Origin of the sequence: Mycobacterium sp. UM_Kg1 (assembly GCF_000972925.1) — a bacterium.
In the GTDB taxonomy this organism is placed as follows: domain Bacteria; phylum Actinomycetota; class Actinomycetes; order Mycobacteriales; family Mycobacteriaceae; genus Mycobacterium; species Mycobacterium hiberniae.
Genome location: NZ_JRMK01000114.1, coordinates 1 through 12,922, shown reverse-complemented (window position 1 = coordinate 12,922; position 12,922 = coordinate 1). Strand labels below are relative to the sequence as shown.

At 70.4% G+C, this 12,922-nt stretch carries 11 protein-coding genes; 5 read left to right on the top strand and 6 right to left on the bottom strand.

Annotated features, from left to right (window positions below):
- The 4 genes from LI92_RS16170 to clpS all read right to left on the bottom strand — a co-directional run.
- A partial coding sequence (locus LI92_RS16170) for a rhomboid family intramembrane serine protease (protein WP_046320558.1) occupies positions 1-444 on the bottom strand: 444 nt, incomplete at its 3' end.
- Positions 441-1,526, bottom strand: coding sequence for a P1 family peptidase (locus LI92_RS16165; protein ID WP_046320556.1), 1,086 nt, complete (start codon positions 1,524-1,526; stop codon positions 441-443). The genes LI92_RS16170 and LI92_RS16165, both read right to left, overlap by 4 nt.
- 5 nt (positions 1,527-1,531) lie before the next feature.
- Positions 1,532-2,119 (bottom strand): oxidative stress transcriptional regulator AosR, encoded by a 588-nt coding sequence (gene aosR, locus LI92_RS16160; RefSeq protein WP_046320554.1) that lies wholly within the window; start codon positions 2,117-2,119, stop codon positions 1,532-1,534.
- A 31-nt stretch (positions 2,120-2,150) separates the two neighbouring features.
- Positions 2,151-2,465, bottom strand: a complete 315-nt coding sequence (gene clpS / locus LI92_RS16155) for an ATP-dependent Clp protease adapter ClpS (RefSeq protein WP_046320562.1) — start codon at positions 2,463-2,465, stop codon at positions 2,151-2,153.
- Positions 2,466-2,520: 55 nt separating this feature from the next.
- On the opposite strand from clpS, the gene LI92_RS16150 reads away from it, so the two are divergent.
- A complete protein-coding gene (locus tag LI92_RS16150) occupies positions 2,521-3,828 on the top strand; it encodes a nicotinate phosphoribosyltransferase (protein ID WP_286135147.1) in 1,308 nt (435 codons plus the stop codon).
- Between the two features lie 12 nt (positions 3,829-3,840).
- On the opposite strand, the gene LI92_RS16145 is transcribed toward LI92_RS16150, so the two are convergent.
- The gene (locus LI92_RS16145; protein ID WP_046320551.1) at positions 3,841-4,104 is read right to left on the bottom strand and encodes a YdeI/OmpD-associated family protein; all 264 of its coding nucleotides are present in this window, start codon (positions 4,102-4,104) and stop codon (positions 3,841-3,843) included.
- A 65-nt stretch (positions 4,105-4,169) separates the two neighbouring features.
- On the opposite strand from LI92_RS16145, the gene LI92_RS16140 reads away from it, so the two are divergent.
- A complete protein-coding gene (locus tag LI92_RS16140) occupies positions 4,170-6,152 on the top strand; it encodes an ATP-dependent DNA helicase (protein WP_046320561.1) in 1,983 nt (660 codons plus the stop codon).
- A gap of 149 nt (positions 6,153-6,301) precedes the next feature.
- Positions 6,302-7,735: a neutral zinc metallopeptidase gene (locus tag LI92_RS16135; RefSeq protein WP_046320560.1), complete on the top strand. Its 1,434-nt coding sequence runs from the start codon at positions 6,302-6,304 to the stop codon at positions 7,733-7,735.
- Positions 7,736-7,820: 85 nt separating this feature from the next.
- Here LI92_RS16135 and glgP read toward each other — a convergent pair whose 3' ends face one another.
- Positions 7,821-10,400 (bottom strand): alpha-glucan family phosphorylase, encoded by a 2,580-nt coding sequence (glgP, locus tag LI92_RS16130; protein ID WP_046320549.1) that lies wholly within the window; start codon positions 10,398-10,400, stop codon positions 7,821-7,823.
- Positions 10,401-10,540: 140 nt separating this feature from the next.
- Between glgP and LI92_RS16125 the strand changes: the two genes are divergently transcribed.
- Positions 10,541-12,577 (top strand): alpha-1,4-glucan--maltose-1-phosphate maltosyltransferase, encoded by a 2,037-nt coding sequence (locus LI92_RS16125; RefSeq protein ID WP_046320547.1) that lies wholly within the window; start codon positions 10,541-10,543, stop codon positions 12,575-12,577.
- Positions 12,577-12,922: GlgB N-terminal domain-containing protein (locus LI92_RS16120; protein ID WP_046320544.1), on the top strand; the 346-nt coding region annotated here is incomplete at its 3' end. The genes LI92_RS16125 and LI92_RS16120, both read left to right, overlap by 1 nt.

Sequence of the window (12,922 nt, the reverse complement as noted above, 5' to 3'; positions counted from 1 at the left end):
GAACCAGCCGAACACCAGCAGGAAGGCCAGCCAGCCGAAGATCAGCCCGGAGGCGCCGATGTGGTCGGTGGGCCCGCAGGAGGATCCGACGTTGCCGATCAGCCAGGTGCCCAGACCGCCGACGATCCACACGATCGCGGTGGCCAGCACAAACCGGGACAGCCCGGTCAGCGTCAGCAGGAAACCCAGCACCAGCGCCGGACCGGTGTTGGCCAGCAGGTGCGCCCAGTTCGCGTGCAGCAGCGGGGCGAACAGCACCCCCCACAGGCCGTCGGTCTCCAACGGACGGATGCCGTTGCGGTCCAGCCGGTGACCGCCCGCCTGATCGACGGCTTCGACAAGGTAGAGCAGGCCGACGAATGTGAGGATGGTGGCCCCGCCGGTGCGCCAGACGGGCTTGTCGGCCGGCTGCGGCGCAGGTGCCGTCTTACCGCGGGAGCTCACTGCTCACCCATCCGGGCGCTGCCCAAGCGGTCGCCGGGCCGCTCCGCGAAGGCGCCCGGCACCGTGGCGCGGTAGGTCGGGATACCGGCCACCGGATCGGCCGACAGCAGCCCACCGAGCACCGCTCGGGCCAGACAGTCCGCCGCGGCGGCGCCGACCTCGGTGATCAGGCCGGTCTCCGGAGACAGGGCGTCCGGCGTCCCCGGCAGCGGCGCCACCTCCACGGTCCCGGTCGACAGCGCGAACACGGTGTCCCCGTCCACCGGGGTGTGCGAGGGCCGGATGGTGCGGGCCAGCCCGTCTTGAGCGGCGACGGCCATCCGGCGGCAACCGGCCGGACTCAGCACCGCATCGGTGGCCACCACGGCGATGGTGGTGTTGAGCGTCAGGGATTTGGGCTCCAGACCCGCCAGGATCGCCAGTTGCTCCGACGGCGGCGCCGTCAGCCCGAACTCCTCGATGAGCGACGCCGACCAGGGCAGCCCGGTGGTCGCGTCGATCACTTCACCGGTGGGGTTAACCACCACGATCGCGCCCACGGTGACCACCTGCTCGCCGAGCTCCAACGTCGTCGAGGCTGTCCCCACACCGCCTTTGAAGACCCCGGCCCGGGCACCGGCTCCGGCTCCGACACTGCCCACCGCCGGCAGGCCGCCCTCGGGGCCGGCGGCCGCGGCCACGGCGGCGTAGCCGAATTCCGCGGTGGGGCGCCGATCCCAGCCGCCGACCGGGAGGTCGAAGATGACCGCGGCCGGCACGATCGGCACCACACCGCCGTCCAGCGCCACGCCACGGCCCTGTTCTTCCAGCCAGGTCATCACGCCGTCTGCGGCCGCCAGCCCGTAGGCGCTGCCCCCGGCGAGCACGACGGCGTCCACCCAGCGCACGCTGTTGGCCGGGTCCAGCAAGTCGGTCTCGCGGGTACCGGGTGCCCCGCCCCGGCCGTCGACCGCGCCGCCGGTGCCGGGCGGCGCCAGGACCACGGTGACACCGGTGGCCCATCCGCTTCCGAGCGTCGCACCGTCGTCGATCCGGTGGTGGTGGCCCACCCGGATGCCGGCGACATCGGTGATCGAACCCATGCGCGTCATCGTCTGGGCCTTCCCATCAGTGCGACTACCAGGAATTCCTGCAGCACGGTGAGCCACTGGTAGACGTTGAGCTGCGCGGCCGCCACATCGCCGGCAGGCAACTGCTCGGGGCCGTCGGGACCGATCTTGAGCACGGTGCCCAGCGCGAGCCGCACGTCGTTGACGGCGGCGATCCACGCGTTCGCCTGGTCTTCGGTCAACTCCAAGCGGCCGCCCTGTTCGGGAATGGTGTCCAGCACCTGTTGTGCCGCGGCGCGTTTGGCGTCGATGATCTGCGGCTCGTGCAGGCTGCGCAGCGCCGCGTTCAGGCTGTCGGCGTCGACCGCGGGGTCCTGCCCGTCGCCTTGCGGGCGGTAGAAGTCCGGCAGCAGCCGGCGCGTGGTGGCGTCTGCCGGTGGGCGGGTGTTGCCGGTTCGTATCCCGGTGATCTGCTCGAGTTCGTCTGGCGGGGAACCGGACTCCCGTGCGTCGAGCATGCCCAGAACCGAGCCGATCAGGTTGCGCAGCAGCCCGGCCTCGTGCAGGGCCAGCGCAGAACGGAAGCGGGGCCCGTCGGCGGTTTCGACCCGCTTCCAATTTCGCACGGTGACGTCCCGGTTCCCTTCCGATCGAGTCTCAGCGGTCCTGCTGCATGGTCGCCCACAGTCCGGCGGCATGCAGTTTGGACACGTCGACCTCCATCGACTCCCGGCTGCCCGCCGACACCACGGCCTTGCCCTCGTTGTGCACCTGCAACATCAGCTTGGTCGCGTGCTGCTCGCTGTAACCGAACAGCTTTTGGAAGATGTAGGTCACATACGTCATCAGGTTGACCGGGTCGTCCCAGACGATGGTCACCCACGGGGACGCCGTCCCCTCGACCGGGTCGGCGCGCCGCTCTCCGGTGCCCTGCGGTTTCACCGGGGCAGACGTCGGTGCTGACGTGGCCATACCGGTCAGGATACCGAGCCGAGCCGGGGTGCGGTCCAGTCGATACGGTTGGCAGGTGGACTCCTCGGCCCGGTGCAGCGGGCTGCTCACCGACAAGTACGAGCTGACCATGCTCGCCGCGGCGCTGCGCGACGGTACCGCCACCCGGCGGGCCGCCTTCGAGATGTTCACCCGCCGACTGCCCGAGACACGTCGCTACGGGGTGGTCGCCGGCACTGACCGGTTTGTGCAGGCTGTGCTGGACTTCTCCTTCGACGATGCCGCGCTGAATCTGCTCTCGGAATTCCTGGATCCCTCGACGCTGCAGTACCTGGCCGATTTCCGCTTCCGCGGCGACATCGACGGCTATCCCGAAGGTGAGCTGCACTTCGCCGGCTCGCCGGTGCTCACCGTGCAGGGCAGTTTCGCCGAGTGCGTCGTGCTGGAGACGCTGGTCCTGTCGATCTTCAACCACGACACCGCGATCGCCTCGGCGGCGGCCCGCATGGTGCACGCCGCCGACGGCCGGCCGCTGATCGAGATGGGTTCGCGCCGCACCCACGAGCAGGCCGCCGTCGCCGCCGCACGCGCGGCCTACCTGGCGGGTTTCGCCGGGACCTCCAACCTGGAGGCGCACCGCCGCTTCGGGGTGCCGGTGCTGGGCACCAGCGCCCACGCCTTCACCCTGCTGCACACCGGAGCCGACGGCGAGCTCGAAGCGTTCCGGTCCCAGGTGGCCGCGCAGGGCGTCGGCACCACGCTGCTGGTGGACACCTATGACGTCACGACCGGGGTCGCCAACGCCGTGGCGGCGGCCGGGCCGGACCTCGGTGCGGTCCGGATCGACTCCGGAGAGCTGGCGGTGCTGGCCCATCAGGTGCGCTACCAGCTGGACCGATTGGGCGCCACCGCAACCAAGATCGTGGTCTCCGGCGACCTCGACGAGTACGCCATCGCGGCGCTGCGAGCCGCGCCGGTGGACAGCTACGGCGTCGGCACCGCCCTGGTGACCGGGTCGGGCGTGCCGGCCGCCGGCTTCGTCTACAAACTGGTCGAGGTCGACGACAGACCCGTTGGCAAACTCAGCGCCGGCAAGCAGTCACAGGGCGGACGCAAACAGGCGATGCGCCTGGCGCGCAACGGCACCGTCGTCGAGGAGGTCGTCTACCCGGCCGGGCGCCCGCCCGCCGCGGATGCACCGGCCCGGCGGTTGACGGTCCCGCTGGTACGCGGCGGTGACGTGGTGACCGAGACCGGTCCGGCGGCACTGGCCGCGGCGCGCGAGCGCGTGGCATCCGGGCTGCACGGCCTGCCGTGGGAAGGACGCAAGCTCGGCGCTGGTGAACCGGCCATCCCGACGCGGGTGGTGGCCGGCGGCGACTGACCGCCGGCGGTGCTAGCTGCCGTTGCGTTCCCGGTGCTTGCAGCCGGGCCAACAACAGGGCCGCCGCTTGCCCTCCTCGAGTTCCTCCCGGGTGCGGCGGATACGGCGCTCCCGAGTCGCCTGCTGCTTGGCGTCTTCGACCCAGCAGATGAACTCGTTGCGCGCCAACGGGGTGATGTCGAGCCAGGCCGTCACCGCGGCGGGGCACTCCAGCAGGCCCTCCCGCAGGTCTGCGGGAAGTCGATGAACCGCACCGCCCGGCAATCGGCCGCTCATCACCTCAGGGTAGGTGAGACCGGCGGGATCGACCGTGAGGTCCGGCGGGCTACCGTGTGCACACCATGGCTTACCCGTCCGTAACCGAGCTGCTCGCCGCCGCGGTGGCCGCACTCGGCGGCAGCGAACGCCAGGGCCAGGTGCAGATGGCCGAGGCGGTGGCGCGCTCCTTCGAGACCGGCGAGCACCTGGCTGTGCAGGCCGGCACCGGCACCGGCAAGTCACTGGCCTACCTGGTTCCGGCGATCGCCCGGGCCCTGGCCGACGAGAGCCCGGTCGTGGTGTCCACGGCGACCATCGCGCTGCAGCGCCAGCTCGTCGACAGGGACCTGCCGCGACTGGCCGGCGCGCTGGAGAAGGTGCTGCCGCGGCGGCCCAGCTTCGCGCTGCTCAAAGGCCGGCGGAATTACCTGTGCCTGAACAAAATCCACACCGGCATCGCCGAGGAGTCGGACGAGGGTCCGCAGGCCGAACTGTTCGATCCGTTGGCGGCAAGCGCCCTGGGCCGCGATGTGCAGCGGCTCACCGCGTGGGCCGAAGACACCGACACCGGTGACCGCGACGACCTCAAACCCGGTGTACCGGAACGGTCCTGGTCGCAGGTCAGCGTCTCCGCACGCGAGTGCGTGGGTGCGGTGCGCTGCCAATACGGCACCGACTGCTTCGCCGAGCGGGCCCGAGCGGTCGCTGCCCAGGCCGACGTCGTCGTCACCAACCACGCGCTGCTGGCCATCGACGCCATCTCCGACACCACGGTGCTGCCCGAACACAACCTGCTGGTGATCGACGAGGCACACGAACTCGCCGACCGGGTGACATCGGTGGCCACCGCCGAGCTCAGCGCCACCCTGCTCAGCGTCGCGGTGCGCCGGGTGGCGCGGCTGGTCTCCCCCGAACTGGTCCAGCGCCTCGACGCCGCATCGCTGACGTTCGGCTCGGCGATCCACGACGCCACACCCGGGCGGATGGATCATCTCGACGAGGAGCTGGCCACCTATCTGGCCGCGCTGCGGGATGCGGCCGGTGCGGCCCGCGCGGCCATCGACACCTCCCCCGCCGATCCCAAAGCCGCCGCCGCCCGCAAGGAATCCGTCGCGGCGCTGACCGAGATCTCCGATACCGCCGCCCGGATCCTGACCTCGTTCGAGCCGCCCATTCCCGACCGCTACGACGTGGTCTGGCTCAGCCATGAGGACAACCGCGGCTCGGTGCGCGCGGTGTTGCGGGTGGCGCCGCTGTCGGTGGCGGGCCTGCTGCGCGAGCGGTTGTTCGCCCGGGCGACGACGGTGTTGACGTCGGCGACGCTGACGGTCGGGGGGTCCTTCGACGCGATGGCCGGGGACTGGGGTCTGCGGCGCGGCGCCGAGGCTCAGGCGGCGCGCTGGCGCGGCCTGGATGTGGGCTCCCCGTTCGACCACGCCAAGGCGGGCATCCTCTACGTCGCCGCCCATCTGCCGCCACCGGGGCGCGACGGCACCGGAAACGACCAGCAGCTCGAGGAGATCACCGCGCTGATCACCGCGGCCGGCGGCCGGACCCTGGGATTGTTCTCCTCGATGCGGGCCGCTAAGGCCGCCGCCGAGGCGATGCGCGAGCGCCTGGACACCCCGGTGCTGTGCCAGGGCGACGACACCACCGGCGCGCTGGTCGAACAGTTCGCCGAGGACCCCGAGACATCGCTGTTCGGCACGCTGACGCTGTGGCAGGGCGTCGATGTGCCCGGACCGTCGCTGTCGCTGGTGCTCATCGACCGCATCCCGTTCCCGCGGCCCGATGACCCCCTGTTGACGGCCCGCCAGCGCGCGATCACCGCGCACGGCGGCAACGGCTTCATGGCGGTGGCCGCCAACCACGCCGCACTGCTGCTGGCCCAGGGCGCCGGCCGGCTGCTGCGCGGGATCGACGACCGCGGCGTGGTGGCGGTGCTGGACTCCCGGATGGCCACCGCCCGCTACGCCGGCTACCTGCGGGCCTCGCTGCCACCGTTCTGGGCCACCACCGATGCCGGCAAGGTGCGACTGGCGCTGCAACGGCTGCGCGGCGATTAGGCGCACTATCGTGATACCCCATGCGCCAAGCCCCCCTTCGGCACCGTGTTGATGCGGCGGCCCCAGCTTCGCCTCTCCTTCGTCGAGGCTCGCTGAACCGCCGTGTTGATGCGGCGGCCCCAGCTTCGCCTCTCCTTCGTCGAGGCTCGCTGAACCGCCGGGTTCTCGTCACCGCCTGCACGCTGGTGCTGTTGCTGAGCGGCTGCGCCCGAATGATCGACGGGTCACCGGTGTCGATCTTCGCCGACCCGTTCCGGGTGGGGGGACTGGAGGCCGTCGACGGCCCCACCGGTCTGCGCCCCGACGCCCCGCCGCCCACTCGGGAGGTCCAGGGAACCGACGGCGGGCGCATCGATTCGCTGGCCGCCCAGTCGGTCAGCGACCTCGAGGCGTTCTGGACCATCACCTACCCCAACACCTTCGACGGCGATTTCCGGTCCGCCAAGGCGCTGGTGTCGTGGGATCCGGGGCAGCCACGCGGAAAGTTCTGCGGTAACCGGACTTTCCTGCTGGTCAACGCCGCCTACTGCTACCTGGACAACACCATCGGCTGGGATCGCCGGCTGCTGCTGCCCGCGCTGCGCAGCGCCTACGGCGACATGGCCATCTCCATGGTGCTGGCCCACGAGTACGGCCACGCGATCGCCCGGACGGCCGGGATCACCAAACGGCGCCAAACCCCGACCCTGGTGGCCGAGCAGCAGGCCGATTGCCTGGCCGGGGTCTATCTGCGGTGGGTGGCCCAGGGCGACTCCCCCCGCTTCACGTTGAGCACCGGCGACGGGCTCAACGGCGTGTTGGCCGCGATGCTCGCGCTGCGCGATCCGTTGCTCAATCCCGGCGAGACGATCGGCAACAACGAGCACGGCTCGGCTTTCGAGCGGATCTCGGCTTTTCAGTTCGGGTTCACCGACGGCGCCGATTCGTGTGCGGGCATCGACGCCAAGGAGATCGAGCAGCGTCGTGGCGAACTGCCTGTTCAGCTGCAACAGAACGAAACCGGCGAAGTGCCGGTCAGCGAGGACTCGGTGCGACTGGTCGTCGACGCGATGAACACGGCCTTCACACCGGCCCAGCCGCCCGAGCTGACCTTCGACGCGGCGGCCGCATCGACCTGCCCCGATGCGCGCCCGAGCCCGCCGGCCTCGTACTGCCCGGCAACCAACACCATTGCGATCGACCTGCCGGCGCTGGAGGCCATGGGCACTCCCAGCAAGGATCAGAAGCTGGCGACGCTGTCCGGCGACAACCCCGCCTATTCGGTGTTGATCTCGCGCTACCTGCAGCGGGTCCAGATCGAACACGGCGGGCTGGTGCTCGACAATGCCGCCGCCGCGCTGCGCACCGCGTGTCTCACGGGAGTGGCCACCACCCTGCTGTCCCAGGGCGTCACCACCTCCAACGGAGGCCGGATCGCGTTGACCGCCGGAGACCTCGACGAAGCCGTCGCCGGGTTGTTGACCAACGGACTGGCGGCCGGCGACGTCAACGGCGAGTCGGTACCGGCCGGTTTCTCCCGCATCGACGCCTACCGCACCGGTGTGCTCGGCGATTTCGATCACTGCCTGGGCCGCTTCCCCTAGCAAGCCCTTCGGCGAGCAGACGCAGAATCGCACCCGACGTGCGTCGGGCGTGCGATTCTGCCTGCTCGCGGTCGGGTTGGCGCGCTCAGGCCAGCGTGACCAGCCCCAGTTCGGCATCGCCGGACAGCAGCGGGTGGCTGGGCAACACCCGCACCGTGTAGCCCACCGCCCCGGCCACCGGCAGCCGGCTGGTGGTGGAGAACACCTCGGTTCCGTCGGCGTCGGTATGCGAGTGCGACATCGCCACTTTGACCGGATCCAGCAGGCTGTCACTGGAATCCACCCGGCCCAGCACCGCCTGCACCACCACCTCGTCGGGCCGCAGACCGGCCAGGCGCACCGAGGCCGTCAGCGTCAATTCCGAACCGAGCCAGGGCGCATCGGGCAAGCCGGTGCTGTCGACGTCGGTGATCTGGATGTGCGGCCAGGCCGCCTCCGCTCGGCGCCGGTAGTCGGCCAGTTGACGCGCCGCCCCGTAGGGCACGCCGTCAATCGGCTCGCAGGTGCGCCGCGACGACAGTGCCGCCGGCGCGTAACACTGCTCCACGTAGTCGTGCACCATGCGCGACGCCAACACTTTGGGCCCCAGCGTCTGCAGGGTGTGGTGCACCATCTCGATCCAGCGCGGTGGCACGCCGCGCTCGTCGCGGTCGTAAAACTTGGGCACCACCGAGGTGGCCAGCAGATCGTAGAGCGCCGCGGCTTCCAGATCGTCACGGCGATTCTCGTCGGCGACGCCGTCGGCGGTGGGGATCGCCCAGCCGTTCTCCCCGTCGAACCACTCGTCCCACCAGCCGTCGCGGATCGACAGGTTCAGGCCGCCGTTGAGCGCGCTCTTCATCCCCGAGGTGCCGCAGGCCTCCAGCGGTCGCAGCGGATTGTTCAGCCAGACATCGCATCCGGAGTACAGCCGCCGCGCCATTGACATGTCGTAGTCGGGCAGGAAGGCAATCCGGTGCCGCACCTCCGGACGGTCGGCGAACCGCACCACCTGCTGGATCAGCTCCTTGCCGCCTTCGTCGGCCGGATGGGATTTGCCGGCGACGATCAACTGGACCGGGTGCTGCTCGTCGAGCAGCAGGTGCTCCAACCGCTCGGGATCGCGCAGCATCAGCGTCAACCGCTTGTAGGTCGGCACCCGGCGGGCGAACCCGATGGTCAGCACGTCGGGGTCGAACGCCGTGGCGATCCAGCCCAGTTCGGCCTCCGAGGAGCCGCGCTGCAGCCCGGACTGCAACAGCCGCAACCGGACCTCATCGACCAGCAGGGCGCGTAGTTGCGAACGGATCGCCCACAACGCCACCGGGTCGACCTGCGCAATGCGCTGCCAGGCCGCGGGCGAGGCGGTGGAGTCCGCGGCCACGTCGCGGCTCAGCTGCAGCCACGGCGGCGCCGCCCAACTCGGCGCGTGCACCCCGTTGGTGATCGAGCCGATCGGCACCTCGTCGGCGTCGAAACCCGGCCACAGGTCGTTGAACATGGACCGGCTCACCCGGCCGTGCAGCCGGGAGACACCGTTGGCCCGCTGCGCCAGGCGCAGGCCCATATGGGCCATGTTGAACGTGGCCGGATCGTGTTCGACGCCCAGTTCCATCACCCGCTCGGTGGGCACCCCGGGGACCAGGGCCTGACCGCCGTCGTCGAAGTAGCGGCGCACCATCTCCGTGGGGAACCGGTCGATGCCGGCCGGAACCGGGGTGTGGGTGGTGAACACCGTCGCCGAGCGCACCACGGCCAGAGCGGTGTCGAAATCCAGGCCCTGCTCGGCGATCAGCTCGCGGATGCGCTCCACGCCCAAAAAACCGGCATGGCCCTCGTTCATGTGGAACACCTCGGGGGCGGGCATGCCCTGCAGCCGGGTGAACTCCCGGATCGCCCGCACCCCGCCGACCCCGGCCAGGATCTCCTGGCGGATTCGGTGCTCCTGGTCGCCGCCGTACAACCGATCGGTGATCCCCCGCAGCTGATGCGGGTTCTCCCCGATGTCGGAATCCAGCAGCAACAACGGCACTCGGCCGACCTGGGCCACCCACACCCTGGCCCGCAACCGGCCGGCACCGGGCAGGGCCACCGCGATCAGCACCGGTGTGCCGTCGGCCTCGACGAGCAGCCGCAACGGCAGGCCCTGCGGGTCCAGCGCGGGATAGGTCTCGCGTTGCCAGCCGTCGGCGGTCAGCGCCTGACGGAAATAGCCGGAGCGGTAGTAGAGCCCGACCGCGATCAACGGCACACCCAGATCCGATGCCGACTTCAGGTGGTCACCGGCCAGGATTCCCAGCCCGCCCGAGTAGTTCGGCAGCGCCTCGGCGACGCCGAACTCCATGGAGAAGTAGGCGATCGCCGTCGGCAGCGCGGCGCCGTCGTCCTGGCGGTGCTGATACCACCGGGGTTTGGTCAGGTACGCGGTGAGGTCGGCAGACAACGCGTCGAGCCGCGAGGTGAATCCGTGATCGCCGGCCAGCGCCTCCAGACGCCCCGGGCTCACCGCGCCCAACAACGCCACCGGGTCACGCCCGCACCCGTCCCACAGTTCGGGATCGATGGCGGCGAACAGCTCCTGGGTCGGTTGCTCCCAGGACCAGCGCAGGTTCATCGACAACTGCTCAAGCGCCAGCAGCCTCTCGGGCAGGTGGGCGCGAACGGTGAACCGGCGGAGGGCCTTCACGCTTGACCACACTACCGGCGACACCACTCTGGGACTGCCCCCCAGACTCGACAATTCGGTTGCGAACATGTTGCGTAATGCCAGCCCACCCGGGCGACGGCTACCGTGGGCGCTGAGAGCCCGACGACGAACGGAGTGCGGTGGCTGGCCGAGTCGAGGTCGACGATGTCGCTCCGGTCGTCTCGTGCGGCCGCTACCCGGCCAAGGCCGTGGTCGGCGAGACCGTGCCGGTCAAGGCCACGGTCTGGCGAGAAGGCCATGAGGCCGTCGCAGCGACATTGGTGGTGCGCCACCTGGGGCGGCGCTATCCGCTGCCCGGGGCCGTCGCGTCGGCCGCGTCGCCCGGCTCGGCGCTGCGCCTGCCCATGCACACCGGTTTCGACGCCTTTGTGTTCCACGGTGCGTTTTGTCCCGACGCCGTCGGCTTGTGGGCGTTCCGGGTCGAAGGCTGGGGCAATCCGCTGCAGAGCTGGCGCGAGGCGGTGACGGCCAAGCTGGACGCCGGCCAGGGTGCGGCCGAGCTCTCCAATGACCTGCTGATCGGCGCCGAGCTGCTGGACCGGGCCGCGGCCGGGATTCCGGCGGGTCTGCGCGAACCCGTGCTGGCGGCCGCCGCGGCGCTGCGCGCGCCGGGCGATCCGCTGCGCCGGGCCGCGCCGGCACTGTCGGCAGAACTGGACGAGCTGCTGGCCCGCCACCCGCTGCGGGAGCTGGTCACCCCCAGCGCCGAGCACCAGGTGTGGGTGGACCGGCCGCGGGCGCGCAGCGGTGCGTGGTACGAGATGTTTCCCCGCTCCACCGGCGGCTGGGATTCCGACGGCCGGCCGGTGCACGGCACGTTCGCCACCGCGGCGGCGGCCCTGCCCCGGATCGCCGAGATGGGTTTCGACGTGGTGTACCTGCCGCCGGTCCATCCCATCGGCCGGGTCCATCGCAAGGGCCGCAACAACTCCGCGACCGCCGAACCCGGCGACGTCGGCTCGCCGTGGGCCATCGGCAGTGCCGAGGGCGGCCACGACGCGGTGCATCCGCAGCTGGGTGACATCGACGACTTCGACGCGTTCGTCGCCGCAGCACGGCGGCTGCATCTGGAAGTCGCACTCGATCTGGCGCTGCAGTGCGCGCCGGATCACCCCTGGGCCACCGGGCACCGGGAGTGGTTCACCGAACTGCCCGACGGGACCATCGCCTACGCCGAGAACCCGCCGAAGAAGTACCAGGACATCTATCCGCTGAACTTCGACAACGACCCGGCCGGTCTGTACGCGGAGGTGCTGCGGGTGGTGAAGTTCTGGATGGAGCACGGCGTCAAGATCTTTCGGGTGGACAACCCGCACACCAAGCCACCTGATTTCTGGCTCTGGCTGATCGCCGCCGTCAAGAACATCGACCCGGACGCCCTGTTCCTGTCCGAGGCGTTCACCCCACCGGCTCGCCAGTACGGCTTGGCCAAGCTGGGCTTCACCCAGTCCTACACCTACTTCACCTGGCGCACGGCCAAAGCCGAGATCACCGAGTTCGGCATGCAGATCGCGGAATTCGCCGACTTCCGCAGGCCGAATCTGTTCGTCAACACCCCCGATATCCTGCATGCCAGCCTGCAGCACGGCGGTCCCGGGATGTTCGCGATCCGCGCGGTGCTGGCCGCGACGCTGAGTCCGACCTGGGGCGTGTACTCCGGCTTCGAGTTGTTCGAAGACCGTGCACTGCACGAAGGCAGCGAGGAATATTTGGACTCCGAAAAGTACGAGCTTCGGCCCCGCGACTTCGCCGGCGCCGTGGCGGCGGGCCGGTCGCTGGAGCCGTTCATCGCCCGGCTCAACGAGATTCGCCGGCTGCATCCGGCGTTCGACCAGCTGCGCACCATCCACTTCCACCATGTGGACAACGACGCGCTGCTGGCCTACAGCAAGTTCGACCCGGCCACCGGCGACACCGTGCTGGTGGTCGTCACACTGAATCCTTTCAGCGCCGAGGAGGCGACCCTGCACCTGGATATGTGGGCACTGGGAATGCCGGACTACCAACGGTTCTGGGTGCGCGACCAGATCAGCGGGGAGGACTACAACTGGGGTCAGGACAACTACGTGCGGCTGGACCCGGCACGCGCGGTCGCCCACATCGTGACGATGCCGCCGATCAACGCCGGCAGCCGCACCGAACTGCTGCGCCGTTGATGGCCGCCGGTACCGGAGCCCTGGCGCCCGAGGCTGCCGACTTGGCGCGGCTGCTCGCCGGCGAACACCACGATCCGCACGCCATTCTGGGCGCGCACGAGGTGGGCAGAACCACGATCATCCGGACGTTGCGCCCGCGGGCCCACCGGGTGGTGGTGATCGCCGGCGGGCAGCGATTCGTCATGCGTGACCTCGGATCCGGGCTGTTCGCGGCGGCTCTGCCGTTCACCGGCCTGGCCGATTACCGGCTGGAGGTGCACTACCCGGATTCGGCCGAGTTCGCCGAACCCACCGGTGTGTGCCTGGTCGCCGACGGCTACCGGTTCGCCCCGACCTTGGGGGAAC